Here is a 26,934-nt window from a genome sequence, read left to right on the forward strand (position 1 = left end):
CAGGGATTACACGGACGCGCCCGAAGGCCCGCCCAAAGGCCCTGCCAAGCCATCGCGAAGGACGATGGATGCCGTCGCGCTCTGCACGTTGTTCCATCGAACCCGAATCGGCAATCTCAAGGTTCGTTAGATGAGCAGAGGCTGCAACGTGACAAAAACCGCCGTTGTACAGGAAGTCGGACTTCGAGATGGGCTACAAAGCATCCCGGAGATCATGCCGACGGAAGACAAGAAAGCATGGATCGACGCCGCCTACGACGCTGGCGTACGGCACATCGAGGTCGCCTCGTTCGTTCCGGCCCGATTGCTTCCGCAGATGGCCGATGCCGAACAGATCGTCGCACACACCGTCACCCTTCCAGGGCTGCATGTTACGGCACTCGCCCCCAATCTGAAGGGCGCCGAGAATGCGCTGAAAGCAGGCGCGCATCGAATCGTCGTGCCCATTTCCGTCAGCGAAAAGCACAGCCTTGCCAACGTCCGCAAAACGCCCGACGCGATGCTTGCCGAGTTTCAACGCATGCGGGAACTGCGGGACAGCGATCCGGCGTGGGCCCGCACCACACTGATTGCCGGATTGTCGACGGTCTTTGGATGCCCTTTTCAAGGATATACGCCCGAGCGCGATGTACTGAGAATCGTCCTCCATGCACTTGAAGCGGGCGCGGACGTTGTTGCGCTCGGAGACACCACCGGCCATGCAACGCCGCTGCATGTCGGCCGCCTCCTCGACCTCCTCCTTGCCGCGGCTGGCAACAAAATAGCCAGCCTGCACTTTCACGATACCCGAGGACTGGCCCTGGCGAACACCGTAGTCGCCCTGGAGCACGGCATTCGAGAATTTGACGCGTCGCTCGCCGGTCTGGGCGGTTGCCCGAACGCACCGGGCGCAACAGGTAACGTCGCGACCGAAGACCTTGTCTACATGCTGCACTGCATGGGCTTCGAAACCGGGATCGATCTGCAGAAGCTCATCGCGAACAGGGCCATCCTGAACCGCGCCATCCCCGAAGCACCGCTCTATGGCTGTATCGCGCGCGATGGCATTCTTGAAAGCTCGGTCCCTCGGCAACTGAGCGCACACGGGGTGCAGTAATGAACCATATCGAACACGACGCTTGCACCATCGCTTCCGGCCTCCCTCTTGATGGCATTCGCGTCGTCGAACTATCGCACATGGTCATGGGACCGACATGCGGCATGATCCTGGGCGATCTGGGTGCGGAGGTGATCAAGGTCGAACCCCCGAAGGGAGACAATACGCGACGGCTTCTCGGAGCGGGTGCCGGATTCTTCCGGACCTTCAATCGAAACAAGAAAAGCATTGCCCTTGATCTCGGCACCGAGAGCGGACGCGAAGCTTTGTCGAAACTGGTCGACACTGCCGATGTCTTTGTCGAAAACTTCAAACCCGGCAGGATGAAGGAACTGGGTTTCGATTATGCAACGCTGCGCGACCGTAACCCCGGCCTCGTCTACGTTTCGCACAAGGGCTTCCTGAACGGCCCATACGATAAGCGACTCGCCCTCGACGAGGTGGTACAGATGATGGCGGGGCTCGCCTACATGACGGGGCCGGTTGGGCGCCCGCTTCGCGCCGGTAGCTCGGTCAACGACATCATGGGCGGCATGTTCGGAGTAATCGGCGTTCTTGCCGCGCTTTACGAACGCAAATCCACCGGCCGCGGCAAGGAAATACAGTCGGCGCTGTTCGAGAACTGTGTCCTGTTGTCCGCGCAGCACATGCAACAGTTTGCCGTGACCGGTCAGCCGGCAGCGCCAATGCCCGAGCGCATCAATGCGTGGGCCGTCTACGACGTGTTCCATCTCGCAGACGGGCATCAAATGTTTATCGCGGCGACGGGCGATGCGCAATGGAAGGCGCTCTGCAGCATCGTCGGTCGGCTTGATCTGCTTGCGGACGCGCGCCTGCAATCGAACAACGATCGTGTCCTTGCAAGGGAATGGATGATTCCGGCTCTCGCGGAGACACTCCGATTTCGGGAGCCGTCCGAACTCGCCACGGCGTTCGAGTCGAACCACGTTCCGTTCGCCAACATCACGCGCCCCGAAGAGTTGTTTGACGACCCACACCTCAGAGCGAGTGGAGGCCTGGCCAGGCTCCGGCTGGAAGACGGATCGGAAACCGACATGCCTCTGCTGCCGCTGTCAATCGATGGCGTTCGGCTTCAGCCACGATTGCCGATCGCCTCGATTGGCCAGCACACGCTCGAAGTGCTTCGATCGTTGGGCTACACGTTGGATCAGATCGACGAAATGGGCTGCATCGGACCGTTGGAAGCTCGGCATCCACCTGTTTCGGCAGGCTAATCGAATGCTCTGCACGTCAAGAGCCTATCCATATCGCATTTCGCACATCACTGAACAAGGACTCGTATGCCGATTTACGGTTTGGGCGATCGCCTGCCTGTCATTGCGGAGTCTGCCTTCGTCGCCGAAGGTTCGACTGTCATCGGCCAGGTAATCATCAGCCCGGGTGCCAGTGTGTGGACCAACGCCGTCTTGCGGGGCGACAACGAATCCATCTTCGTCGGCGCGAACAGCAATGTGCAAGAGGGCGCCGTTCTTCATGTCGACCCGGGCTTTCCGTTAGTCGTCGAGGAGAACGTCAGCATCGGACATCAGGCGATGCTGCATGGTTGCAAGATCGGAGCCGGCAGCCTCATCGGAATTCAAGCCGTGGTGCTGAACGGTGCCGTGATCGGGAAAAACTCCCTCGTCGGTGCCGGCGCGCTTGTCACCGAGGGCAAGGTGTTTCCGGACAACGTGTTGATCATCGGCTCACCCGCGAAGGTGGCGAGGGAACTAAACGCACGCGAAGTCGCCAACCTGGCGGCGAATGCAGCCACCTATGCAGCAAAGGGCAAGGAATACAAGCACGCGCTCAACCGGATCGGGTAGTTCCTGTTCAGTGATGCGCAGCTAGCCGCGCGCCCCTTGAAAACACCCTTAAGAATCGGCTTCAGACCGAATCCAGGAGACACAGATGAGACCATCAACGACGATTGCCTATGCGCCGGGAAACCGGTCTTCCGGCGACACCCAACAGGTCGATCAATCTCGCGCCACCGCGCAGGCAGCGCTTTCTGCCGGTGGCATTGCGGCAAGGCTTGATCGCCTGCCGCCCACCCGGGCCGTCTGGATGATGGTCGTCATGCTCAGCCTGGGATACTTCTTCGAGATCTACGACCTGATGTACACCGGCTACATTGCGCCGGGACTCATCAAGAGCGGCGTCCTATCCCAGACGACCCATGGAATATTCGGAACGACGGGTGTCGCAAGTTTTATTGCCGCGCTGTTTAGTGGACTGTTCATCGGGACACTCGTTTGCGGATTCCTTGCCGACCGGTTCGGACGACGAGCCATCTTTACCTATGCGCTGCTGGCCTACGTCGCCGCGAATACGGTCATGGCGTTCCAGGACGACGCGCTCGGCCTCAATATCTGGCGCTTCATCGCCGGTCTTGGCCTGGGCGTCGAACTGATCACTATCGGCACGTACATTTCCGAACTCGTCCCGAAGCATATTCGGGGGCGTGCCTTCGCAACGGGCCAGGCCATCGGCTTTTCCGCCGTTCCCCTTGTTGCTTTTCTCTCCTACCTCCTCGTTCCACAGTCGTTTCTTGGCCTTGACGGATGGCGTTGGGTCGTCCTGCTGGGCGCACACGGCGGCATCCTTGTGTGGTGGGTCCGGCTACGGTTGCCGGAGAGTCCCCGTTGGCTTGCACAAAAAGGACGGCTGGAAGAAGCGGATGCGATCCTGAGAAAACTGGAAGCACAAGTCGAGCGTGAGTATGGCCGCCCGCTTCCGCCACCGTCGGAACCTGATCCCGTCGCACCACGGACAACGTTCCGCGACATGTGGACCAAGCCTTTCGGCAAGCGCACCGTCATGCTGGTGATATTTCATGTCTGTCAAACGATCGGATACTACGGTTTCGCGAGCTGGGTCCCTACCTTGCTGATCAAACAGGGAATTACCGTCACGCACAGCCTGATGTATTCGAGCATTATCGCAATCGCCGCACCCGTCGGACCGTTGCTCGGTCTGCTGATCGCGGACCGGTTCGAACGCAAGACGGTAATTGTCGTGATGAGCCTGATCAACATTGTCTGCGGGCTCCTGTTCAGCCAGTTTCGCGACACCATCTTCCTCGTCGCGATGGGCGTCTGTCTGACGTTGGCGGGAAATATCATCTCCTTTACCTATCACGCGTATCAAACCGAGCTTTTCCCGACAAGCATTCGCGCGCGAGCCGTAGGCTTCGTCTACTCGTGGAGCCGCCTTTCTGCAATATTTTCCGCCTTCATCATTGCAGACATCCTGAAGCACTTTGGCACAAGCGGCGTATTTGCCTTCATTGCCGGGGCCATGACGGTCGTCATGCTCTGCATAGGAATCATGGGGCCACGTACTCGAAACGTAGGACTCGAGCAGCTTTCTCGTTGAACAGAGATTCAATCCAACAAATCAAATCAAGTGCAATAAACAATCAGGACGAGAGGAGACGAATATGAAAAAGGTATTGGCTGCCGGCTTGGCAAGCTCGACGCTCTTGAGCGTGGCAGCATATGCTCAAAGCACGGTCACGCTCTACGGCGTCATCGATGAGGGGATCAACTACACCAGCAATGTCGCCACGTCCAGTGGCGGCAAGCGACTCTTCAATCTATCAAGCGGTGTGCTGCAGGGCAGCCGATGGGGCATCAAGGGCACCGAGGACCTCGGGAGTGGTCTCAAGGCGATCTTTACGCTAGAAAGCGGCTTCGACGTCAATAATGGCCGCCTCGGTCAAGGTGGACTGCTCTTCGGACGCCAGGCCTACGTCGGCCTCGCCGACAGCAAGCTGGGAACGGTAACGCTTGGCCGGCAATACGATTCGGTCGTCGACTACGCATCGCCGATGGCCATCAGTCACCAATGGGCCGGCTATATCGGCGCCCACCCTGGCGACATCGACAACTTCAACAACGGTCAGCGAACCAATAACGCAGTCAAGTACACCAGCCCGAATATCGGGGGCGTCACGTTCGGTGGGCTGTACAGCTTTGGCGGCGTCGCCGGCAATGTCACGCAGAACCAGGTGTGGTCGGTGGGCGTTGGATATGCCGGCGGTCCGCTTACGCTCGGAGTCGGTTACCTGAATGTACGGAATGCCAACGTCGGATTCTTCGGAGACAGTTCGGCAACCCCCTTGACTGCCGCGACAGCAAACGCAACTACACCCGTGATCAGCGGATTCATGTCGGCACACACCTATCAGGTCGCAGGAGCGGGCGCCGCCTATACGATCGGGGCCGCAACCGTCGGTGCGACGTATTCGTACACGCGATTTGCCGGGCTGGGCGACACGATCTCGTCGGGCCCGAATCCGAACCACTACTCGGGGTCGACCAACTTCAACAACGTGGAAGTGAACTTCCGCTATCAGCTCGGCCCAGCGCTGCTGCTTGGCGTTGCCTACGACTACACCAAGGGTGGAAGCACCGCCACGTCGACGGGCTCGAATCCCGGCGCCACCTACCATCAGGGCTCGATCGGCGCGGACTATTTCCTCTCCAAGCGAACGGACGTCTATTTCATCGGGGTCTTTCAGAAAGCGTCGGGCACCGACTCCACCAACAAGCCGGCAGTGGCTTCGATCAACGGCCTGACCGCGTCCAGCAGCAGTCATCAGGCTGCGCTGCGCATCGGCATTCGCCACAAATTCTGACTGCGCGCAGAGACCGGCCAGGCGTATTACCGCAAATCCACCGCGGTGAAGGCATAGGTTGTTCCGGGTCATGGCAGGCCGCCGCGAGGCGGCCTGCCATGACCCGGCAGACAAGCAGTCAGCGCTCGCCCGCCGCCGATTGTCGGAACGACGCACCATACGCGCTGTCCGGCAGGCGATCGCGCCCGCCCAGACGCGAACGGAACGTACCGCTCGGCGGCGTCGTTCGATAAAGGCCTCGCTTCTTCAATGCCGGCACGATCCACTCGGCAAAATCATCCAGCGTGCCCGGGCTCACCAGCGGATTGAGCATGTAACCGCTCGTCGTCGACTCGCGCGCATGTTCCGCGATCTGGTCCGCGACTTCGTCCGGCGAGCCGACGAGAATCAGGTCGGTGCCGCGCGTGACGCTCGCGAACTTGCGTCGCACGTCGCCGGCCGTCAGCGGTCGGCCGCTGCCGTCGGGCCGCATCACGTAAGACGTCAGCCCGTCGGTTTGCGTCGTCAGCGGCTCGTCGTCCGCATAGCGGTCGATGTCGATGCCGGTGTCGCCCGCATAGCTGACGAGCTGCGCCTGCTGGTGATAGTGCTGCTGCAGCGCATGGTACTTCTCCTTCGCGTCGCTCGACGAGCGCGCCGTCACGATCCGCAGCACCGTCAGCGCCTTCACGTCGTCCGCCGCGCGGCCGTTTTCGACTGCCAGCCGCCGAATTTCGTCGAGGCCGGCGCGGATCTCGTGCGGGTTCGACTTCGCGACGAACACCACTTCGGCGTGCTTGGCGGCGAATTCGCGTCCGCGTCCGGACCAGCCGGCTTGAATCAGCACGGGCGAGCGTTGCGGCGACGGTGCGCAGACGTGCGGGCCATGGACACGATAGTGCGTCCCCTCGTGCGCGATCGGCCGCACGCGATCGCCGCGCGCGTAGCGTGGCTCGTGCTTGTCGGCGACAACCGCGTCGTCCGCCCAGCTCCCTTCCCACAGCTTGTACACGACGTCGAGAAACTCCTCCGCGCGTGCATAGCGTTCATCGTGGCCGATCATCCGGTCAAGGCCGAAATTGCGTGCCGCACTCGTCAGGTAGGACGTCACGATGTTCCAGCCGATCCGCCCGTTGCTCAGGTGATCGAGCGTGCTGAAGCGCCGCGCAAGTGCGAACGGATGTTCGTAGGTCGTGCTCGCCGTCACGCCGAACGCGAGCCGCTCGGTCTGCGCGACGAGCGCGGGGATCAGCATCATCGGATCGTTCGCGGGCGACTCCACCGCCCACTGCAGCGCCGCGTCGGCCGAGCCGCCGTAGACATCGTACAGGCCGAGCACGTCCGCAAAGAACAGCATGTCGAGGTCGGCCTGTTCGGCCTTGCGCGCGAGGTCCGACCAGTACGCGAGCGTATTGGCGCGCAGCCGCTCGTCGGCTGGATGGGTCCAGAGGCTCGGCGCGCCGCCGCAACCGACGCTGGCTTGTTCATACAGGGAAAACAACAGGGGGCGAGGATCAGCCATCGTCATGCTCGATGAGAAACAGAAAAATCAGTTGGGTGCGGCCCACACGCCCGACGACGTGTTACGTGCCCGCGCCGCCAGTACACGGTCGTCCGGCTCGCGCGTCAGGTAGCGATTGAGGCGTCTCTCGAGACGGGCGGCGGGAATCGTCAGCATCGCGACCAGCACGACATAGACGATGGCCGCGCCGGCCAGCGGCTCGTAGACACGCAACGTTTCGAAGCGCAATGCGTTGGCCGTCCCCATCACGTCGAACACGGTGACGGTCGACGCGAGAACGGTCGATTTCATCAGCAGGATCGCTTCGCCGGTGAGCGCGGGCAGCGCGAGCCGCCACGCACGCGGACCGACAATGCGACGCAGCACACCGGCCCGCGTCATCCCGTACGCATGGCCTGCCTCGATCTCGCCGGCCGGCACGCCGGCGATCGCGCCGCGCAGGATCGTCGCGACATAGGCGCTCTCGTTCACGCTCAACGCGACGACGGCGTACCAGAACGCGTCCCGCAGCAGTGGCGACGCCCAGCTGTCGCGCATCCATTCGCGCGGAACGATCTGGCCGAATCCGTAATACAGCAGATACAGCTGCACCAGCAGCGGCGTACCGCGAATCACCATGATCCAGCCGCGCGCGGACCAGCGGCATGACGCATGACGCGAACTTGCCGCGAGCGCGAGTGGAATGCCGATCAGCACGCTGGCGATGCCGGACAGCAGCATCAGCGCCAGGGTCGTCGGCACCGCGGCGAGCAGCTTCGGCATCACCGTGTCGAGCAGGAACGGCAGTGAGAAGTTCATGTGGCGGCACGCCTCGTGCCACGATTCGCATGCCGTTCGAGCACGGCGAAAATGCCCGTCGACGTGACGCTCAGCAGCAGGAACAGCGCGGCCGTGACCAGATAGAAGAAGACGTAGTGCCGCGTCGCGCCGGCGGCGAGCTGGCTCGCCTTCAACAGATCCGTAAACGAGCCGAGCACGCTGATGAACGACGCGTCCTTGGTCGCGTTCAGCCACACGTTGCCGACACCGGGCAGCGCGAGCCGAGCCGCGACCGGGAGCCGGATGCGTGTCAGCGTTTGCCACGGGTTCATTCCGTACGCGTGCGCGGCTTCGATCTGCCCGACCGGTACGTTGACCAGCGCCGCGCGGAAGATGTCGGTCAGATAGGCCCCCTGGATGAAGCCGAGCGACAACGCGGCCACGACGAACGGATCGAATGCGAATCCGTCGGAGACCAGGCCGCTGCGGCGCAGGACCGCCTCGACCGCGGGTGCGACCGCATAAAACGCGAGCAGCAGGCACAACAGTTCCGGCAGCGCGCGCACGAGCGTCGTGTAAAGCCGGACCAGCCACACGAGCGGCGTGTGCCGAGACAGCTTGCCGAGCGCGCCGGCGACACCCAGCAGCGTGCCGGCACAGAACGACGCAGCCGCGACGCCAAGCGTCAGCGCGAACGCGCTCGCGAAGATGCGGCCGTAACCGCCGTCGCCGAAAGCGAGCAACGCCAGCACCGAATCATCCGCGGCCATCGGCTCAACGGCCCTTCTCGATCGTGCCCTTCAGGTTCGGATAGCGCGCGGTGATCGCATCCCACGTGCCGTCGTGCTGCAATTGCGCGATCGCGCTCGACAGCCGGCCGCGCAATGCATCGCCTTGCCGCACGCCCGCGCCGATGCCGAGACCCAGCACGGGGTTGTCCGCGCAGGTGGCCTTCACCTCGAAATCCTTCCCGTCGCGCGACGACAGGAAGGCCGTGAACAGGCCCTTCGCTTCCTGCACGTAGTCGACCCGTCCGGAGACCAGATCCGCGAGCGCGTTGTCGAACTTGTCGAAGGCCTTGATCTGCGCGTCCTGCTTGAAGCGCGCATCGAGGAAGGCCGAGAAGTTGGTCCCGGCCTCGACGCCGATCACGCGGCCCTTGAAGCTCGCGGGCACCGCGCAATCGACGCGACGCCTATCGCTTTTCGCGCCGACGAATACCGTCGGCGATTCGTAATACGCGCGGCTGAAATCGATCGCCTTCTGACGTTCGCCGGTAATCGTCATCGACGACCAGATCACGTCGATCTTGCGGTTCTGCAGCGCCGGGATCAGTCCGTCCCACGCAATGTCGGTAAGTTCGCAGCGCACGTTCAGCTTGCCGCACGCCGCATCGAGCACATCGATTTCCCATCCTTTCCATTTGCCGGTTGAATCCTTCGAGAAGAACGGCGGATACGATTCGGCGTCGATGCCGACGCGCAGCGTCGGTTGGGCCGCATGGGCGGCAGGCGCGAGACCGAGCATGAACAGCGCTGCCGCCATGCGGCGGACCGGAGAACGCATCAAACGATTCATTTGGCAGGTTTCTGAAATAACGTCGGAATGACCGGCGCAGCCGGCAGCAGGAGGCGAGACTGTAATGCGCGCCGACGCATGTACCAAATGGTTATTTTTTCGATGATTATCTGAACTCGCGATATAGCGCCCATGTGCGTGCCGGAACCATTCGATCGCATACCTCGCCGTCGAGACCGCCACCCCCAACCGACGAACTCGCCGCAACGCCGCTTCGTCCGACGAGGTCGAAACGCTCCGGCTGATCTAGGGCACGGCAGATGCAGGCGCCCGGCATGATGCCGCGCCTGACGTCGGTGGCGAACGCATGCCTCAAGCCGGGCGGCACGTCCGGATTCTCGGTGCACGGCAGTTCCGCACGCGCACCCTGCCCCGCGATCGGAGCATGGAACCCGCGCGGCACGGTTTGCCGGCCACGTTATCTCTTGACCCGGCCCGCCGCGCGCCCGAAACGGAGCGCTCCGCTGTCTTGCGTCAGGCCGTCCTCATCAACTCTTTCTCGGCATACGGGCTGGCTCGCTTCACACTCGCCAACGCCGGCTTGCCCAAAATGAGGTCGGCTGCTTTCTCGCCAATCATGATGCAGACGGAATTCAGGTTGCCCGAAATGATGTTCGGCATGACAGAAGCGTCGGCCACACGCAGCCCTTCGATGCCGTGAACGCGCAGATGAGGATCAACGACTGAATCGCCGTCGGTGCCGATGCGGCAAGTGCCGGAGGGATGCAGGGCAGCGTGAGCATCCTGCTGGACGAACTTTCTCAGTTCGCCGCGACTCAGCGCTTGCCCGCCCGGAGTAATCCGCTGCGCGATGTACTTGCTCATCGCGGGCTGGCCCATGATGTCGATGGCTTTCTCGCAGCCGTCGACCACCGCTTCGAGATCGTACGGGTCGCTGAAGTATTCCGGGTACACCTGCGGAACGTCCGTCGGATCGTTGCTCGTCAGCTTGACGTAGCCACGCGATCGCGGTCGAATCTGGCCGAGGTTGACGGTGCAGCCGTTACCACCCGGCACGCTGTCGACGCCCTCTTCGATACCGGCGCCCACAACCATGAAATATTGAATATCTGGCGTCAACGCTTCCTTGTCGCCCCACCAGAAAGCACCACCTTCAATCAAATTCGACGCGGCCGGTCCGTTCTTGAACAGCAGGTAATCCAGGCCGGCAAGTGCTTTCCAGTGCGGCTTCTTGTACTTGTCATAGCTATGCGGCCCGTTTAACTGGTAGACGAGCGAAATTTCGATGTGGTCCTGAAGGTTCTGGCCCACCCCGGGAAGGTGTTGCTCGACAGCAATCCCGTGCTTTTTCAGTTCCGCGGACGGCCCTATCCCGGAGAGCATCAACAGCTTCGGGGTGTTGAGCGCCCCCGCCGAGACGATCACCTCGCGATTGGCCCGCATTTGCTCGACTCGTCCGTTGCGCACGCATTCGACGCCGACGGCACGACCGCTCTCGATGAGAATGCGCGTGACGCGCACGCCAGTATGCAACTCCAAATTGGGCCGATTCAGTACCGGATGGATATATGCAACAGCAGCGCTGCTGCGCCGCCCGTCGCGCGCGGTGATTTGGTAGAGACCACAACCGGCGGGATGACCGCTGTTGAAGTCCTCGTTGTATGGCAAGCCGGATTGCTGGCAGGCCTTGAGCCACGCCTTGGTCAGCGGATGAATGTGCGCAATGTCGGACACGCCGAGCGGACCACCGACGCCATGGACCTCGTTACAGAAGCGCTCGTTGTCTTCCGAGCGCTTGAAGTACGGCAGAACGTCATCGTAACCCCATCCGATCGCGCCGGCGTCGCGCCATTGGTCGTAGTCCGACGGAACACCGCGGATGTAAATCATCGCGTTCACGGAACTGCCGCCACCCAGCACGCTAGCCTGGACCATCGTCGGCGTTTCGGTACGCGCTTGCTCCGCAGTCGGGTGCCAGGGGATGCGCTTGAGGAGTGGGCCTTGCGCCGTCTTGTAGTAGGCGCCAGGGATATGAATGTATGGACTGCGGTCCCGCGGTCCTTCCTCGAGGAGCGCGACGCTCACGCTTTTCTCTTCACTGAGGCGCGATGCAATAACGCACCCGGTCGAGCCCCCGCCGACAACGATATAGTCGACCGAATTTCTGTCTCGATTAGTCATTTCTCTACACTCGCTCAAGTAACTTGCCGCACTCTCTGCGCCGGTGCGGATGTCCATCGAGCTCGCACTGACCACGCGCAGAAGTCCATCGATGTCGCCGCCCCTTCCCGCCTTCACGAATCCGCCATGGCGTGGCTCGACCGACTCTCGACGTCGATTGCACCTCGCACAATGCAGTTGAAGTGGAAAGCCAGGCTTGTGAGTTCGTTTCTCGGAAGACGTAGTATCGAAGACCGGTTCGGCAACCCGTCTCCCGGATTTCCGGTGACCCAGCGAAATATCTTCAAGCAACGAGCAGGTTCCCGCAACTTCGCTTCGCCATCATTTATGACGCAAAGTGGCGCGATAAATCGCGTCGCATTGACGCTGCCGAATCACGTCTGAAGCGACAGCACCCACGCCGCGCCAACCCGCTCGCCAACTTCGCGCATTGGATGAGAACGTCGAACTTGTAGATGGATGCCGACAGCTGAGAGCCCGTAGGGGTAAACGTTGGCTATCCCGCAGTTGACACCGGAAATTGGCACACGGAAGATTTTACTTATACGTATAAGTCATCGTTCTGGTGACATGAGACCGTAGCGGCTCTTCTCTGGCGGCGGCAGGATTTCATGACCGACAATCCGGCCACTTGTGACATCGGAAGTTCATAAGGATGCTTAAGCAATGACAACCACAACCTCCCGGGAACTGGGAACCCAAGGAATCTCGAGCCCCACGGCCGGCAACGATTCCAATGGCGAATTGACATTGCGGCGTGCGCTCAGCGTCACGGACCTTGTCGTCTACGGTATGGTCTACATGCTGCCAATCGCGCCGTTCGCTCTATATGGCGTGATTGCGAATGCGAGCGGCGGCATGGTGCCGCTCGTTTATGTTCTAAGTGTCCTGGCGATGGTCTTCACTGCGCGCAGCTATCAGGTGCTCAGCAAGGAGTTCCCGGTCGCGGGGTCCGCATACACCTACGCACTGAACGGCCTGGGAGAATTCGCCGGCTTCTTCGCGGGCTGGATGGTCTTCCTGGACTACATCATCATCCCCGGACTGCTGGCGGTCGTCAGTGGCGCAGCGATGAATAGCCTGTTCCCCGGGATTCCGCGGTGGATCTGGATTATCGGGTTCGTCGGCATGGGGACGGCACTCAATCTTGTCGGCGTTTCCGTCACAGCGAAGGTGAACAAGATCTTCTTGTACGCAATGATGGTGGTCCTCGCCATCTTCGTGGTTGTCGGGATTTGGGCCCTGTCTCACGGCAAGGGACACGGAACGCTGACGATGGTGTCGTTCTTCGATGCCCGCACGTTCACGTGGGCCGGCATCGGCACGGGCATCCTGCTCGGCTCGACGAACTTCCTCGGCTTCGATGCGATTACGACGCTCGGCGAGGAAGTGCGGCATGACCAGCGCCATCTTCTCGGCTTTGCCGGCATGGCGACCCTGGCAATCATCGCAGTCCTCTTCGTTGCACAGACCTGGATCGCGGCCGATCTCGCGCCGGGCGCACATATACTGTCTCCCGACAGCGCGTTCTATGACATCTCGCGCTACGCCGGTGGCAACTGGTTGTTCGGCCTGACGTCCATCAGCACGGCTCTTGCGTTCGGGGTGCCTTGCACGATTGTCTGTCAGATGGGCGTGACGCGAATTATCTATGCGATGGGTCGCGACCGACAACTGCCCCATGCATTCGCTCGACTGAGCAAGAAGAACCGTCAACCATGGGTTGCAAATATTTTCGTGGCGGCAGTCACGCTCGTGCTCGCACTCGAGTTTCAAGACCGATTGGATGACATCGCCCTCTTTCAGAATTTCGGAGCGCTCACGGCGTTCATCCTCGTCAACATCTCGCTGATCGGATACTTCTGGTTCAAGAAGCGCTCGGGCAAGGTGTTCCAACACCTGATCCTGCCCATCATCGCCCTGGCAATCATCTTTGCCCTGATGTCGGCCATGCGTGTTTTGACGCTCAAGATGGGCGCCTGCTGGCTGGTCCTCGGCCTCGTCTACTACGTGGTGATGCGATTCGTTCTGGGTCGCAACGCGGCAATCAAGGTGTGACACATCCCGATCCGACGTGATCGCGAATCGTCGCGTCGTCCAGTCCCTGGTCGGCGCGCCCCTCGAACTCGACTCAGTGGAGTACCGCACTTTCCGACAAGGAAAGGACGGCACTCCACTGACGCACGTGGTAAGCAGACGGATATCTGTGCAATCGAAAAGCAGATTCACGCAACCAGCGCCAAGCGAATCTCGACTCGCGCCGGCTTTTTTTGGCCTACGGCCTGCTTCTCGCCGCTGGGCTCCATGGACGCCGCTAGCGAGGCTCAGGCGAGGTACGGAGATCGGACGATCGCAGCGTTGTCGACTTGATTCGGCGCACGATGCTGTTCGCGTTGCAAGCAGCCGTGTCAAAACAAGATTGATTCACGTCTCGACGTCAGGCAATAGATGACGCGAGACAGTTCCTCCCTTTACTGAACCGGACTCTTGAACATGACCGCGCAACATCAAGCGAACGCCTTGATTCTTCATACCACTGTCGCCAGGTTTTCCAACCTGGTCACTGACCTCGACACGATGACTGCACTCGGATTCGATGGCATCGAACTGGGCGCAAACAAGCTGGAGGCCTACCTCGCCGCGGGCTACAGCACTCGAGACTTGAACGCCCTGCTCAAGGACGTGTACGTTCCCGGGATGGGATTCCTGATCGACATCGAGCGGCAAGGCGAACAAGCATCCGCGATGTTCAAGCGTGCCGAAGAGCTATTCGAACTTGCGACGTTCGCTGGCGCACGAGGCGTCCAGGTGCTGACCGGACCGGTCGACGTGCAGGCTGTCATCGAATGGACGCAGTACGGGAAGACAGACCGTTATACGGGCGTTCTAGGCCTGCCTCACAGGGATCAAATCAACGTCACCGCGAAGAATCTTGCGCAACTGGCCGACATGGCCGCGGAGCGTGGCTTGGTCCTGTATCTCGAGACGCTGTCGTGGGCTCCCGTCAGCGGCATCGACAAGTCGATTCAACTGATCGACGCTGCCGGGCGCGCGAACGTGAAGATCGTGATTGACTACTGGCACTGTTATACGTCCGGCGTGACCCCCGACGAGATTGCAAAGCTGGACGCACGTCTCATCTACGGTGTACACGTATGTGATTCGCTGACGTTCAGCGGCGGAATCCCGAACGAAATCGTGCTACGCGACGTACCGACCGGAGAAGGCGTGCTCGACTTGCAGCAATGGACCGATGCAGTCAAGGCGACCGGTTACCTGGGATGGTGGAGCTGCGAACTGTTCTGCAAGAAGCAGCAGCAGCAAAATGCGGCACACGTAGCAGCTCAGCTCAGGAATACGATGGCGCGCCTGGTCATGTAACCCGGTGCTCCGCGTGGCGCCCCATCCGGCGCCATCCAACGTAGCATCGCTGACCGTATAGCCGCGGGGCGACATCGTTGTACAATTTCCTCATGCTATCTCAGCCCTGCTCGCCCGCGTATGAAGCGTACCGTATCAATGAAAGATGTTGCGATTGCCGCGGGGGTGTCACAGCCCGCTGTTTCATACGCGTACAACAAGCCCTCGGAGATATCCGGCTCTCAGCGCGAACATATTCTCAAGGTCGCGAAGGATTTGGGCTATCCCGGCCCGAACGTCCGAGGCCGCAGCCTGCGCTCAGGACGAGTCGGCGCCATTGGCTTGATGATCATGGATGCGCTCCCCTATGCATTCGCGGACCCGTCGACCATCGGCGTATTGAAAGGCATTGGCGAGTTCGGCGAGTTGTCGAGCGTGGCTTTGTCCCTCTTCCCACTGCAAAAGGATATTGCTGGCGGCAGCGGGGATGCCAGGAGCATGAGCCTCGCCCTTAGAGGTCTCGTGGATGGCCTGATCGTTCACTGCCTGCCCGACGACTATCCCGGAATAGACATCGCTCTCAAGCAAGGCATTCCGATGGTGGTGGTCGATGCGCCCGTCATCGAAGGCGTTCCATTCGTCGGCATCGACGACTTTGGCGCCGGCAAGCTTCAAATGCAGCATCTTCTTGATTTGGGGCATCGCCGTATTGGAATCATTGCCGAACGATTAAGACCTGATGGCCACAAGGGGCTCGTCTCCAGACGCCGGATCCAGGCGTCCACGGAACACGTGGTATCGGAGCGCCTCTCCGGACATCTGGCGGCCGCACAGGCTGCCGCACTTTCGTTCGACGATCTGGTCGTCGTCGAAGCCGGCGGGTTCGACTATGGCGACGGATATTGGGCTGCCGAGCGGCTGCTCGAGAAGAAAGGCATCACCGCAGTTGCCGCGACGTCCGACGTGATGGCTCTCTCGATGCTGGCGATCGCCAGGGAGCGGGGAATATCGGTGCCCAAACAGCTGTCGGTAGTCGGTTTCGATGATATCCCCGAAGCCGTGGGGGCGGGCCTGACGACTATCAGGCAATCGCTTGTCGAGAAAGGGCGCGTTGCAGCCCAAATGCTTCACGAACTTCTGAACGCGGACGGTGCCGGGCCCGCCGAAGCAAAGAAAGTGATTCTGCCGACAGAACTGATCGTTCGCACAAGCACGGGGACGTGCAAGGCCTAGCTCGAATCGCGCGAGCGCATCGCAACCATGGACCAGGGCTGTCGGCACGACAGTTCGCGCGAGACAGCCCCGTCACTTTCCCGCACCGGATCCATCCGTTATGCGACGTCACATCAACCCTCGCCGCCCCAGATGACGTTTTGGTCGCTGGCATTCAAATAGTCTCGTATCTCGACAGGAATCGAGTGGTCTAACGGCAGCAATGCCGTCGCGTCGCGCAGGTGTCTTTTCCGAATCGGCCCGCGGTCGACATAGCTGACCGCGAGCTTGGTTGAAAACGGCTGCCGAAAGGACGACGAAGCCACCCCGGTCAACAATCCATACAGATACCGTATCGGCCGCCGATGCTGAGGTGTGAGCACCGAGAACGTCATCTCGTTCTTCTGGCGGCCCTCGAAGTCGATCATGAATATCCGGTCGCCGAGCAGGAAGCAAAACCCGTGATAGGTAAAGGAGTACCCCACACCACGTTCGCTGCCCTGGAGAGGGAACCGCTCTACCGTGACGTACTCGACGATCGAGTCGCGCTCGTACAGGCACGTAACCGACCTGAGGATCTTCCCTTTGTAGATCGATGAGGTGTGGTATCGATAGTAGACGCCGAGGAAGTCGCGCAGGGCTGCCGTGGAGGATTTGATCAGCGGCAGGAATTCGATGAGGCGCGGCGCCGAGCGAAGATCGAACGGCAAGTCGTGCTCGAGCCCCTCGTAGAACGCACGGAAATCGCCAGGTTTCCTGAATAGGTCTGACGGCTCCATCATGAAGAACTTCGATATCTTGATCAGTACCTTTTGCGAGGGGACGTGATGACCTGCCAGGTACTTGTTGAACTGCTGGCGGTTGATGTTGAGCCTACGGCAGAACCCCGCTACCGAATCAAAGGTAGACACCAGGACCGCCAGGTTTGCGGACAAGTTCGCGCAATCGGTTTCGCGGTTCATATTCAGGTATTTCGTCATGTGCGTTTGCGTAGCAATCTACCCGTCAGATCGGGCAAGCGAGCCGCGGCGTTGACCTCACGCTCCCGCGGCAGAGCATCACTGTGCGTCACGTTTTCATCATTTGCGAAATAGAACCCTCCATCGGCGCTGATGTATCTTTCGGTACTACCCGTATTGTTTAGCGTCTTTGCAACGGACGCGCCCAAACGGAGCGCCTATCGTCGGCCACCATGCGCATGACAAGCCAACCCGATACAGATTCGCGAAGCGACTACCTCGAAACCGTTTCGGAACTGTGCGTTCTCGCACGCTCCTTCGCGAAAGAAGCCGCTGACCGCCGGTTTGACGTAGTACAGAAAGCGGACAGGTCCCCCGTCACGGATTTCGACAAGACGCTGGAGCGCGCGCTCCGCTCACGCATTCGAGACCGGCACCCCGACGACGCCATCGTCGGCGAGGAATACGGTGCGAGTATCGGGTCGTCAACCTCGCGGCGACGCTGGATACTGGATCCCTTGGACGGTACACGCGCATTCGTGACAGGTAGCCCACTATGGGGAACATTGATCGGCGTGCTGCACGATGGCATACCGTGGATTGGCGCGGTCGAGTTGCCGATGCTCGGCGATCGCATCATTGCAGCCACCGATTCGCTTCACAGCCCGAGCGGTTCCGCCCGACCACGCGTAGAGTCGCTATGCGTCGCTCGTCTCTGCACGACCACGCCCGACAAGTTCACGGCTCGCCAAAGCGAATCATATAAGGCGCTCGTTCGCTCGGTTTCGGTTCATCGGTACGGCGGCGACTGCTTCAACTATGTCGCACTCGCACGCGGGCAATGCGATCTCGTGGTGGAAGCCGGGCTTGCGCCACACGACTATCTGCCGATCGTTCCCGTCATCGAAAGCGCGGGTGGCCGCATCACGGATTGGCACGGGCGAGATCTCACCGAGTCATCCGACGGTACGGTCCTGGCCGCTTCTGGCGACGCCCTGCACTTCGACGCACTTCGTCTGCTTGCCTGACCCCACGCTGATCTGCATCCGTTTCATCGAATGATGTTCGACCCCGCACGGTACTGCCGTGCGGGGCTGCGGCGCTGCATTCATTCGAAGCGCCAACGCCAGGCATCTTTACAGATGCTGCTCCGATTGACGCAGTTCAGCGTACTCATCCTGACGCTCGTCCGTGATGTAAGCCGGAATCGGGAAATCCCACCAGCCCGGAACCCACGGGCCTGCCGCGTCGCGATCGGTCGGGATTTCGATGAGGCACGGCTCGTTGCATTCGAGGGCCTGCCTGAGAATCGGCTCGAGGGCATCGTTGCTGTCGACGCGCCACGATTTGAGACCGAACGCTTCGCCCACAGCCTTGAAATCCGGCGAGTACGGCCGACCATCCGGGTAGTTGAACTCAGTGCCGATATGACGGCTGGTTTGCTTGCGCTGCCCGCCCCGAATCGACATGTAACCCGCGTTGTTCTGGATGATGAAAACGACCGGCAGGTTGTTGGTTACACAGATGGCGATTTCTTGCGAGGTCATCAGGAAGTCGCCGTCTCCGAGAATACAGACGACCGGACTCTCCGGTTTGGCCAGCTTCGCACCGATTGCCGCCGGCACTGCCCAACCCATCGACGAGAAGCCGCCCGACGTCAGGTGGGTACGCGGCTCATACACCGGGAACGTCTGCTTCACCGCGCCCTGCGTGTTGCCCGAGCCGACGACGACAATCGTGTCCCGCGGGAAGATCTTGCGGAGCGCGCCCAGCGGGCGTTGCGAGGTGAACGGGAAACGGTCCGAATCGCGCCGCGTGGACAGCTTGGCCTCCCAATCTGCCTTATGCCCATTGACTTCGGCCAGGTATTCCGAGCGCTCGACCTGGTCCGCCTTCAGCGCTTCGACGATATGCGCCAGCGCATGCCTGGCGTCCGACACGATACCCACTGCCACCGGATAGTTCTTGCCGATTTCGTGCGGGTCGATGTCGATATGGATCAGGCGACCCGGCGGAATGGAAAATGTCACGCCCTTTGCATAGCTCGACGACGACCAGTCCGTGAAGCGGCAGCCGACAGCGATGATGACGTCGGCCGTCGACGCAACCGTGTTGCCGCACATCGTGCCGGTCTGGCCGACGCTCCCTGCGAAAAGATCGTGATCTTCCGGGAAGCCACCCTTGCCATTCCAGGTCGTCACGACGGGAATCTTCCACTTTTCTGCAAGCGCGAGCACGTCGGCCGAAGCCTCGCCCGTAATCACGCCGCCGCCGATCACCATGACGGGCCGCTTTGCCGAGCGCAGCACTTCTGCGGCCTTTGCAATGGCCTCGGGGTCCGGGAACACCTTGCCGACCGGAACGCGTTCTTCCAGGCTATGGAGTTGCACTTCAGCTGCTTCCGCTTGCGTGTCCATCGGGATTTCGACGTGGACCGGGCCTGGTCGGCCGGTGACCATCGAACTGAACGCACGATGCATGATGAACGGCAGCTCTTCAACGCGTTGCGCGACCCAGTGGCGCTTCGAAACGGCTTCCGCGATCTTCGGGAAGTCGTTGTCGGTGTAGCGTTCGAGCTCCTGCAGCAGACCGTGGCCCCGCATGTGGGTCGGCGGCCCACCGGTGATGAGCATCACGCTGGTCGAATCGGTGAAGGCCGTCGCCATACCGATCACGGTATTGCTCGCGCCGGCACCAATCGAGGTGACCGCGGCCATCGGCTTGCCCGAAACACGATAGTAGCCATCCGCGAGGTGAACGGCACTCTGCTCGTGGAAAACCTGAATGAAGCGGATCTCCGAGTCCTTCTCCAGGAATGCGTCCGTCAGCGTCCAGATGCCGTGTCCGGGGATACCGGCGACATAGTCGACCCCATAATTCTTTAACGTCTGTGCGACGATTTGACTGCCAGTAAGCTTTGCCATCGTTAGTCCTGCAAAGTTAATGAAACAACATCACGCTCATCGATACGGAACGCGACGTGCTGGTGCGACGTGCCGGTGGTCAGCAAGTCATGGAAATTACTTGGCGCCGCGCACGGCCCATTGAAGCCCCTGCTTCGTCAGGCGACGCACGTTCGGGTCGGAGAGGTTGCCGGTATCGTGGCCGATGGAGTGGTAGAAGACCCGACCATCGCCCCAGTTCTTCACCCAGGCCACGGGGCTCTTGTTGCCCTTGAGCCAGGGGAACGGGTTGCCGTCGAAGGTCGTTTCGGCAAGGACGTGATTGTTCGGGTCGACCTGCATGTAGTACTGCTCCGACCGCACTTCGAAATCCTCGACATTCTTCGAGACGGGATGCTCGCGGTCGATGAAGTTCACCCTATACGGATGCGGAAATCCTTCGCCCGCCGGGTGCTCCACAAACGACCCGCCCAGCACCATGTGATAGCGCAAGCTCGCACGAAACGCGGCGCCGGCACCGTGCCATGCCGCCAGTCCGGTGCCGCTTTCAATCGCTTCGAGCAGGTGATTCTCCTGCGAGGCCGTCAGCGTTTCGGTCGTGACGGCGTTGTTCCAGCCGATCACGATCAGGTCGTAGCCCTTCAGGTCGCGATCGAGCGTAAAGATGTCGGTCGACTCCTCCACTTTCCAATCGAGCTCCTTGAGCAGTTCTCGTGTCCACGCAGCCACCTCGTAGGGGTAATGACCGGGCCAACCGCCGAAGAGATGAAGAACGCGACTCATGCTCAAGCTCCTGTGTGAGGGAATAACTTATACGTATAAGTCGCAATCCTGTTTTATCGAATACTCGTTGTCAAGGGTGGGTAAACCCATGCCTTTCAGGGGGTACGCCAGGCTTACGCGTAACGCCTGCTCGGGTGCGTCACCATTTTTGGGCGTGGGAAGAACGACTTGGCGGTCGCGACCGATGGCGGAAAGCAATGTGACGCAGGCGCAAGGCGCGGCACAACGACTGTCCCGGCCGAGTGCGTGCGACCGGAAAACCGCGTCACCATGCTGCGTCAGTTCGCGTCACAGCGACCGGGAGTGCGAAATTGCCTCGGGTAAGACGCCGTCCGAGAATCCGTCCATCAATTCACTTGATGGTTGTGTTCCAGGAGATTCGTCGTGATTCAGCACCTTAAGAAAAGCAAGCCTGTTGCCGCTCAGGAAGAAATCGCGAAGCAGGTGCGCGATACTGTAGAACGCATTATTGCGGACGTGGCCGCCAATGGCGACATTGCTGTCCGCGAATACTCGAAGCGTTTCGATAAATGGGATCCGGCGTCGTTCCGGCTGAGCGATGAAGAAATTCAGGCCTGTGTGGCCAGCCTGTCCGCGCGCGAAATCGACGACATCAAGTTCGCGCAAGCCCAGGTTCGCCGCTTCGCCGAAGTTCAAAAGTCGGCACTGAAGGACGTCGAAGTCGAAACGCTGCCCGGCGTCATCCTGGGTCACAGGAACATTCCCGTGAACTCGGTCGGCTGCTATATTCCGGGCGGTAAGTACCCGCTGCTCGCGTCTGCACACATGAGCGTGCTGACCGCCAAGGTTGCAGGGGTCAAGCGTGTCGTCGCTGTTGCCCCCCCCTTCGACGGAAAGCCCCATCCCGCCATCATCACGGCGATGCATCTGGCCGGCGCGGACGAAATTTACTGCCTCGGTGGCGTACAAGCAGTTGCAGCGCTCGCGCTCGGCACCGAGCAGTTCGCACCGGTCGACATGATTGTCGGACCGGGTAACGCATACGTCGCGGAAGCGAAGCGTCAGCTCTTCGGCAAGATTGGCATCGACCTGATTGCCGGGCCGACCGAAACACTGGTTATCGCCGACGAAACGTCGGACGTGGAAATTGTTGCCGCGGACATTCTCGGCCAGGCAGAACACGGCGTGAATTCCCCGACGGTCTTCCTGACCAACTCCAAGGAACTCGCAGAAGGCCTGCCGGCCGAGATCGAACGCCAACTCGCCGTCCTCCCCACAGCGGCGGTTGCATCTGTCGCGTGGCGAGACTACGGCGAAATCATCCTGTGCGACACGGTCGACGAACTCGTTGAAGAAGCCGACCGCATCGCATCAGAGCATGTCCAGGTAATGACGCGCGACCCGCTGTACTTCCTGCAGCACATGACCAACTACGGCGCACTCTTCCTTGGCGATCGCACGAACGTGTCGTACGGCGACAAGGTCATCGGCACGAATCACACGCTTCCTACGATGAAATCCGCTCGCTATACGGGGGGCCTGTGGGTCGGCAAGTTCATCAAGACCTGCACATACCAACGTGTGCTCACGGACGAGGCGTCGGCCTTGGTCGGCGAATACTGTTCGCGTCTCTGCGCGATGGAAGGCTTCGCCGGACACAAGGAGCAAGCCGACATCCGCATCCGCCGATTCGGGAAGAAGCCGGCATAACCGAGGCTACGACGCACGGTAGACCCCATGGTGTGGGCGCCCGAGAGGGCGCCCATTTTCAATTCCGTCGATGCATCGGAATTCATGCGCGTGCCACGCGAGCCCTGCCTCCCTGCCCCCATCCGGGTTCGCCGCGCGCCGACGCAGATAGAGCGTCAATGTGCGCCGAATATTCCCTGCTTGCGAAGTTGAGTGAACTTTTATAGCTGCAAATACTACATCGCATACCTATCCAAAAAAATTCATGAGGAGACACATGGATTCGCATATCGCATTCACTTTGCCCCCCTTTCCAGCGCGTCGACTGAACCTCTTGCCCCGCCGATTTCGATAGCGTGCTCGGAATCGACGCTGCGTTGATTTCGACACACCCCCGGCGAACTCGACTCATCCATTGAAGATCTCGTCGCCGCGCAATTTATTGAACACGAAGGCCTGGAAGATGAAAAAAGCTTGTGCTTCGGCATTCTTGACGCTGCTTGCTTCGACGGCGGCCCATGCGCAGAGCAGCGTTACTCTCTACGGTATCCTGGATACCGGGTTGAATTTCACTTCGAATGCGAACGGACATCGGGCGCTCGCGATGGTCAGCGGCGACCCGGCCGAAACGAGTTTCGGCATCAAGGGCACGGAAGATCTCGGTCGTGGTCTATCCGCAATCTTTGTCCTCGAGAATGGCACGAACCTAAACACCGGCGCTCTGGCCGAGAGCGGACGGCTGTTCAAGCGCCAAGCCTTCGTCGGCCTTGCTTCCTCCACGATGGGGACAGTCACCCTCGGCCGCCAGTACGACGCGACGATCGACATGTGGAGCCCGTTTACGGCAGCGGGCAATACGATCGGCGATTTGGCGGCGCATCCCTTCGATAACGACAACGCGGACTACGACTACCGGCTGAACAACTCGGTGAAATACGTGTCGCCAACCATCGCGGGATTTCAGGCGGAAGGCGTCTTCGGGTTCAGCAATTCGCCGGGGTTCGCAAACAACCAGGCATATAGCGTTGGTATTTCCTATGCCGCTGGCCCGCTGTCGGCCGCCGTGGCTTATCTCCACCAGTCGAACAGCAACGCAAGCGATACCGGTGCAATTGCCGAGGGTGTTTTCTCCGCGGAGCGTCAGGAGAATATCGCGGCCGGTGTCAGGTGGATGTTCTCGGGCGGGTCGAATGTCGCCCTTGCTTACTCGCACGTGAGCGTCAACAACCCGACGGCCAATGCCTACGTCGGTGACATCGGCCCACAGTATTGGACGTCGTGGCGCTTCGATAACTTCGAAGTCAACGGTCAATATTTCCTTGACCCCGCACTCTCAATCGTAGGCGCTTACACGTTCACTCGCGGCCGCCTCTCGAGCACCGCAGAGGCCTCCACGATTATCTGGCACCAGGTATCGATGATGTTGAACTACGCATTGAGCAAGCGGACATCGGTGTATCTCCAGGGAGCCTACATGAATGCCCACGGAAAAACCGGAACCGGACTCGATTCTGCTTACATCATTGGCTCTGCCGGAACGTCGTCGACAGGAAACCAGTCGGTATTTCGGCTGGGCATGACGCATCACTTCTGACACCTGACGCCCAGGAACGAAACCACGAACACTCAAAAAACACTGAAAAGTCGCGGCTCGTGGAGGATTTCCGCGGAACCCGGCGGACCACCCAGTTCCCGCAAACCCTTGTCAGACGCGGCGTAGGCAGAATTCAGCGGATCTGGGTGCATCACCCGGACAATCATCACAAATCCTTTAACTTTCCGTGAGGACTTCGACACCGGCCGCTGCCTACTCTGTGCGCATGTTTTCAGGACCTGCTTCCAGGAGCCCATCATGCCCACCCGCAGACATTTGCTGTTCGCCGGCGCCACCGGCCTCGCCGCGCTCGCGGCGCTGTCGTCGGCCGGCCGCCGCGCGCTGGTCGGCCGTGCTTTCGCCGCGCCGCCCGCCGCCCCCGGGTCGGCCGCCACACCGATGGCCACCCCGTTCGAAATCACCCGCACCAACGCCGAATGGCGCCGCCGCCTCACGCCCGCGCAATACACGGTGCTGCGCGACGCCGGCACCGAGCCGCCGTACAGCAGCCCGTTGAATGACGAGCACCGCCGCGGCACGTTCGCGTGCGCCGGCTGCGACCTCGCGCTGTTCTCGTCGAGCACCAAGTTCGACAGCCACACCGGCTGGCCGAGCTTCTGGAAGCCGCTCGACCACGCGGTCGCGACCGAGGCCGATGCGTCGTACGGAATGGCACGCACCGAAGTGCACTGCCGCCGCTGCGGCGGCCATCTCGGCCACGTGTTCGACGACGGCCCGCCGCCCACCGGCCTGCGCTACTGCATGAACGGGCTCGCGCTCGCCTTCCATCCGGCCGCCGCCTGACGGGCCGCCGCCTTCCTGAACGACCGGAGACTGCCCCATGCTGCTCATCGTCCTCGCCTATCTCGGCGGCGTGCTCACGATCCTGAGCCCGTGCATCCTGCCCGTGCTGCCATTCGTGTTTGCGCGCGCCGACCAGCCGTTCGTGCGTACCGGCCTGCCGCTGCTGATCGGCATGGCGCTCACGTTCGCCGTCGTCGCAACGCTTGCCGCCGTCGGCGGCGGCTGGGTCGCGCAGGCCAACCAGGCCGGCCGCTGGCTCGCCATCGTGCTGCTTGCGGTATTCGGCCTGACGCTGCTGCTGCCGCGCTTCGCCGAACACCTGACGCGCCCGCTCGTCGCGGCCGGCAACCGGCTCACCGGGTTCGCGCAGCGCGACGGCCGCCCGGCGGGCCCCGCATCGTCGCTCCTGCTCGGCGTCGCGACCGGTCTGCTGTGGGCGCCGTGCGCGGGCCCGATCCTCGGCCTCGTGCTGACCGGTGCCGCGCTGCGCGGCGCAAGCGTCGGCACGACGCTGCTGCTGGTCGCGTATGCGGCCGGCGCGGCGACGTCGCTCGGTGTCGCGCTCGTGATCGGCGGCAAGGTGTTCGCCGCGATGAAGCGCTCGCTTGGCGCCGGCGAATGGGTCCGGCGCGGGATCGGCGCGGCGCTGCTGGCCGGTGTCGCCGCGATCGCGCTCGGCCTCGATACGGGTGCGCTCGCGCAACTGTCGACCGTCACGACGGGCGGACTCGAGACGAAGCTCGTCGACCGGCTCGGCGGGCGCTCGAATGGCGCGCCGACGGCAATTTCCGCGACGGGCAATGCCGCCAGCGGCAACGGCGACGCGGCAGGCGCCGCGATGATGGCCGCGACGACCGATGCCGCACCGGCAGCCGGCAGCGCAATGATGCGCGCCGCCGACAGGACGCCCGCGACGCAGGCGCAGGCCGCGCTGCCCGTCGAAGGCACGCTCCCGTCGCTCGACGGCGCGGTGCAGTGGCTGAACTCGCCGCCGCTGACCGCGGCCGGCCTGCGCGGCAAGGTGGTGCTCGTCGATTTCTGGACGTATTCGTGCATCAACTGCCTGCGCACGCTGCCGTACACGACCGCATGGGCGCACAAATACGCGAAGTACGGGCTCGTCGTGATCGGCGTGCACGCACCGGAGTTCGCGTTCGAGCGCGACATCGGCAACGTGAAGAAGGCCGTGCACGACCTCGGCATCGACTACCCGGTCGCGATCGACAACGGCTATGCGATCTGGCGCGCGTTCGGCAACGAATACTGGCCCGCGCACTACTTCGTCGACGCGCAGGGGCGGATCCGCCACCACCACTTCGGCGAAGGCGAGTACGCGCAGTCGGAACGCGCGATCCAGTCGCTGCTCGCCGAAGCCGGCCACCCGGAAGCGCTGAACGTGCCGCTCGGCCTCACCGGCGCGCCCGCGAAGGGCGCGCTCGCGGCGGCCGACAGCGCGGACGTCCGCTCGCCGGAAACCTATGTCGGCTATGCGCGCGCGGAAGACTTCACGTCGCCGGGCGGCGTCGTGCGCGACGCGGCGCACCGCTACGACGCGCCCGCGCAGCCCGGCCTGAACGACTGGGGCCTCGCCGGCACGTGGCAGGTCGGCGCCGAGCGCGCGACGCTCGCCGCGCCCGCCGGCAGGATCGTCTACCGCTTCCATGCGCGCGACCTGCACCTCGTGCTCGGCCCGGGCGCGAACGGCAAGCCGGTGCGCTTTCGCGTGACGCTCGACGGCGCGGCACCGGGCGCGGCACACGGCGCCGACGTCGATGCACAGGGCTACGGCACCGTCACCGGCCAACGCCTGTACCAGCTGGTCCGGCAGCCGGGCGCGATCGCCGACCGCACGTTCTCGATCGAGTTTCTCGATCCCGGCGTCGATGCGTATGCGTTCACGTTTGGTTGAGCGCGGACGCAGTTGCGGACGCAGCCCGACCAGCTTATCCCG

Annotated in this window: 21 protein-coding genes; 13 read left to right on the forward strand and 8 right to left on the reverse strand. The window is 61.6% G+C overall.

The genetic code is table 11. The features are described from left to right. Positions 1-130 precede the first annotated feature (130 nt). The 5 genes from DIE21_RS14755 to DIE21_RS14775 all read left to right on the forward strand — a co-directional run bounded on the left by DIE21_RS14755 (position 131) and on the right by DIE21_RS14775 (position 5,738). Positions 131-1,096 (forward strand): hydroxymethylglutaryl-CoA lyase, encoded by a 966-nt coding sequence (locus DIE21_RS14755; RefSeq protein ID WP_124498384.1) that lies wholly within the window; start codon positions 131-133, stop codon positions 1,094-1,096. Next, positions 1,096-2,331 (forward strand): CaiB/BaiF CoA-transferase family protein, encoded by a 1,236-nt coding sequence (locus DIE21_RS14760; RefSeq protein WP_124498385.1) that lies wholly within the window; start codon positions 1,096-1,098, stop codon positions 2,329-2,331. Before DIE21_RS14755 ends, DIE21_RS14760 begins: the two co-directional genes overlap by 1 nt. A gap of 66 nt (positions 2,332-2,397) precedes the next feature. Next, entirely contained in the window at positions 2,398-2,922 is a 525-nt protein-coding gene (locus DIE21_RS14765; RefSeq protein WP_124498386.1) for a gamma carbonic anhydrase family protein, read from the forward strand. Positions 2,923-3,007: 85 nt separating this feature from the next. Further along, positions 3,008-4,474, forward strand: coding sequence for an MFS transporter (locus DIE21_RS14770; RefSeq protein WP_124498387.1), 1,467 nt, complete (start codon positions 3,008-3,010; stop codon positions 4,472-4,474). 64 nt (positions 4,475-4,538) lie between these two features. Then, on the forward strand, positions 4,539-5,738 hold the full coding sequence (locus DIE21_RS14775; protein ID WP_124498388.1) for a porin: 1,200 nt from the start codon (positions 4,539-4,541) through the stop codon (positions 5,736-5,738). Positions 5,739-5,856: 118 nt separating this feature from the next. Here the strand turns inward: DIE21_RS14775 and DIE21_RS14780 are convergent, their stop codons facing one another. The 5 genes from DIE21_RS14780 to DIE21_RS14805 form a co-directional block, all read right to left on the reverse strand. Then, positions 5,857-7,239, reverse strand: a complete 1,383-nt coding sequence (locus tag DIE21_RS14780; RefSeq protein WP_124498389.1) for an LLM class flavin-dependent oxidoreductase — start codon at positions 7,237-7,239, stop codon at positions 5,857-5,859. A gap of 27 nt (positions 7,240-7,266) precedes the next feature. After that, complete coding sequence (locus DIE21_RS14785) at positions 7,267-8,037, reverse strand: ABC transporter permease (protein WP_124498390.1); 771 nt, start codon at positions 8,035-8,037, stop codon at positions 7,267-7,269. Further along, a complete protein-coding gene (locus tag DIE21_RS14790) occupies positions 8,034-8,768 on the reverse strand; it encodes an ABC transporter permease (protein WP_124498391.1) in 735 nt (244 codons plus the stop codon). Before DIE21_RS14790 ends, DIE21_RS14785 begins: the two co-directional genes overlap by 4 nt. Positions 8,769-8,772: 4 nt before the next feature. Next, a complete protein-coding gene (locus DIE21_RS14795) occupies positions 8,773-9,576 on the reverse strand; it encodes a transporter substrate-binding domain-containing protein (RefSeq protein WP_124498392.1) in 804 nt (267 codons plus the stop codon). A 474-nt stretch (positions 9,577-10,050) separates the two neighbouring features. After that, positions 10,051-11,775: a GMC family oxidoreductase gene (locus DIE21_RS14805; RefSeq protein WP_260432495.1), complete on the reverse strand. Its 1,725-nt coding sequence runs from the start codon at positions 11,773-11,775 to the stop codon at positions 10,051-10,053. 609 nt (positions 11,776-12,384) lie between these two features. Between DIE21_RS14805 and DIE21_RS14810 the strand changes: the two genes are divergently transcribed. From DIE21_RS14810 to DIE21_RS14820, 3 genes are all read left to right on the forward strand, one after another. Continuing rightward, positions 12,385-13,776, forward strand: coding sequence for an APC family permease (locus DIE21_RS14810; protein WP_124498393.1), 1,392 nt, complete (start codon positions 12,385-12,387; stop codon positions 13,774-13,776). Positions 13,777-14,211: 435 nt separating this feature from the next. Continuing rightward, positions 14,212-15,099: a sugar phosphate isomerase/epimerase gene (locus tag DIE21_RS14815; RefSeq protein WP_124498394.1), complete on the forward strand. Its 888-nt coding sequence runs from the start codon at positions 14,212-14,214 to the stop codon at positions 15,097-15,099. Positions 15,100-15,219: 120 nt separating this feature from the next. Then, positions 15,220-16,311, forward strand: a complete 1,092-nt coding sequence (locus tag DIE21_RS14820) for a LacI family DNA-binding transcriptional regulator (protein WP_124498395.1) — start codon at positions 15,220-15,222, stop codon at positions 16,309-16,311. Positions 16,312-16,424: 113 nt separating this feature from the next. Here the strand turns inward: DIE21_RS14820 and DIE21_RS14825 are convergent, their stop codons facing one another. Then, a complete protein-coding gene (locus DIE21_RS14825; RefSeq protein ID WP_260432496.1) occupies positions 16,425-17,270 on the reverse strand; it encodes a helix-turn-helix transcriptional regulator in 846 nt (281 codons plus the stop codon). A gap of 218 nt (positions 17,271-17,488) precedes the next feature. Here DIE21_RS14825 and DIE21_RS14830 point away from each other — a divergent pair, with 218 nt between their 5' ends. Next, the gene (locus tag DIE21_RS14830) at positions 17,489-18,277 is read left to right on the forward strand and encodes an inositol monophosphatase family protein (protein WP_260432497.1); all 789 of its coding nucleotides are present in this window, start codon (positions 17,489-17,491) and stop codon (positions 18,275-18,277) included. A gap of 108 nt (positions 18,278-18,385) precedes the next feature. On the opposite strand, the gene DIE21_RS14835 is transcribed toward DIE21_RS14830, so the two are convergent. Together DIE21_RS14835 and DIE21_RS14840 are read right to left on the reverse strand one after the other, a co-directional pair. After that, a complete protein-coding gene (locus DIE21_RS14835) occupies positions 18,386-20,173 on the reverse strand; it encodes a thiamine pyrophosphate-binding protein (RefSeq protein WP_124498397.1) in 1,788 nt (595 codons plus the stop codon). A 96-nt stretch (positions 20,174-20,269) separates the two neighbouring features. Beyond that, positions 20,270-20,935 carry a ThuA domain-containing protein gene (locus DIE21_RS14840; RefSeq protein WP_124498398.1) on the reverse strand — a complete coding sequence of 222 codons (666 nt, stop codon included), beginning with the start codon at positions 20,933-20,935 and terminating at the stop codon, positions 20,270-20,272. A gap of 384 nt (positions 20,936-21,319) precedes the next feature. Here DIE21_RS14840 and hisD point away from each other — a divergent pair, with 384 nt between their 5' ends. From hisD to DIE21_RS14860, 4 genes are all read left to right on the forward strand, one after another. After that, positions 21,320-22,606: a histidinol dehydrogenase gene (gene hisD, locus DIE21_RS14845; protein WP_124498399.1), complete on the forward strand. Its 1,287-nt coding sequence runs from the start codon at positions 21,320-21,322 to the stop codon at positions 22,604-22,606. 442 nt (positions 22,607-23,048) lie between these two features. Next, on the forward strand, positions 23,049-24,179 hold the full coding sequence (locus tag DIE21_RS14850) for a porin (protein ID WP_124498437.1): 1,131 nt from the start codon (positions 23,049-23,051) through the stop codon (positions 24,177-24,179). Between the two features lie 258 nt (positions 24,180-24,437). After that, positions 24,438-24,983, forward strand: a complete 546-nt coding sequence (msrB, locus tag DIE21_RS14855; protein ID WP_124498400.1) for a peptide-methionine (R)-S-oxide reductase MsrB — start codon at positions 24,438-24,440, stop codon at positions 24,981-24,983. Between the two features lie 37 nt (positions 24,984-25,020). Beyond that, positions 25,021-26,892, forward strand: coding sequence for a cytochrome c biogenesis protein DipZ (locus tag DIE21_RS14860; protein ID WP_124498401.1), 1,872 nt, complete (start codon positions 25,021-25,023; stop codon positions 26,890-26,892). The last annotated feature ends 42 nt before the right edge of the window (positions 26,893-26,934 follow it).

This window comes from Burkholderia sp. Bp9140 (assembly GCF_003853425.1).
Lineage (GTDB): Bacteria > Pseudomonadota > Gammaproteobacteria > Burkholderiales > Burkholderiaceae > Burkholderia.

Coding starts and splice junctions, on each gene's coding strand:
- DIE21_RS14790 (WP_124498391.1), bottom strand. CDS start 8,768: ATGGCCGCGGATGATTCGGTGCTGGCGTTGCTCGCTTTCGGCGACGGC.
- DIE21_RS14840 (WP_124498398.1), bottom strand. CDS start 20,935: ATGAGTCGCGTTCTTCATCTCTTCGGCGGTTGGCCCGGTCATTACCCC.
- DIE21_RS14860 (WP_124498401.1), top strand. CDS start 25,021: ATGCTGCTCATCGTCCTCGCCTATCTCGGCGGCGTGCTCACGATCCTG.
- DIE21_RS14765 (WP_124498386.1), top strand. CDS start 2,398: ATGCCGATTTACGGTTTGGGCGATCGCCTGCCTGTCATTGCGGAGTCT.
- DIE21_RS14830 (WP_260432497.1), top strand. CDS start 17,489: ATGACAAGCCAACCCGATACAGATTCGCGAAGCGACTACCTCGAAACC.
- DIE21_RS14755 (WP_124498384.1), top strand. CDS start 131: ATGAGCAGAGGCTGCAACGTGACAAAAACCGCCGTTGTACAGGAAGTC.
- msrB (WP_124498400.1), top strand. CDS start 24,438: ATGCCCACCCGCAGACATTTGCTGTTCGCCGGCGCCACCGGCCTCGCC.
- DIE21_RS14835 (WP_124498397.1), bottom strand. CDS start 20,173: ATGGCAAAGCTTACTGGCAGTCAAATCGTCGCACAGACGTTAAAGAAT.
- DIE21_RS14785 (WP_124498390.1), bottom strand. CDS start 8,037: ATGAACTTCTCACTGCCGTTCCTGCTCGACACGGTGATGCCGAAGCTG.
- DIE21_RS14775 (WP_124498388.1), top strand. CDS start 4,539: ATGAAAAAGGTATTGGCTGCCGGCTTGGCAAGCTCGACGCTCTTGAGC.
- DIE21_RS14760 (WP_124498385.1), top strand. CDS start 1,096: ATGAACCATATCGAACACGACGCTTGCACCATCGCTTCCGGCCTCCCT.
- DIE21_RS14815 (WP_124498394.1), top strand. CDS start 14,212: ATGACCGCGCAACATCAAGCGAACGCCTTGATTCTTCATACCACTGTC.
- DIE21_RS14795 (WP_124498392.1), bottom strand. CDS start 9,576: ATGAATCGTTTGATGCGTTCTCCGGTCCGCCGCATGGCGGCAGCGCTG.
- DIE21_RS14780 (WP_124498389.1), bottom strand. CDS start 7,239: ATGGCTGATCCTCGCCCCCTGTTGTTTTCCCTGTATGAACAAGCCAGC.
- DIE21_RS14810 (WP_124498393.1), top strand. CDS start 12,385: ATGACAACCACAACCTCCCGGGAACTGGGAACCCAAGGAATCTCGAGC.
- DIE21_RS14850 (WP_124498437.1), top strand. CDS start 23,049: ATGAAAAAAGCTTGTGCTTCGGCATTCTTGACGCTGCTTGCTTCGACG.
- DIE21_RS14820 (WP_124498395.1), top strand. CDS start 15,220: ATGAAGCGTACCGTATCAATGAAAGATGTTGCGATTGCCGCGGGGGTG.
- DIE21_RS14770 (WP_124498387.1), top strand. CDS start 3,008: ATGAGACCATCAACGACGATTGCCTATGCGCCGGGAAACCGGTCTTCC.
- DIE21_RS14825 (WP_260432496.1), bottom strand. CDS start 17,270: ATGACGAAATACCTGAATATGAACCGCGAAACCGATTGCGCGAACTTG.
- DIE21_RS14805 (WP_260432495.1), bottom strand. CDS start 11,775: ATGGACATCCGCACCGGCGCAGAGAGTGCGGCAAGTTACTTGAGCGAG.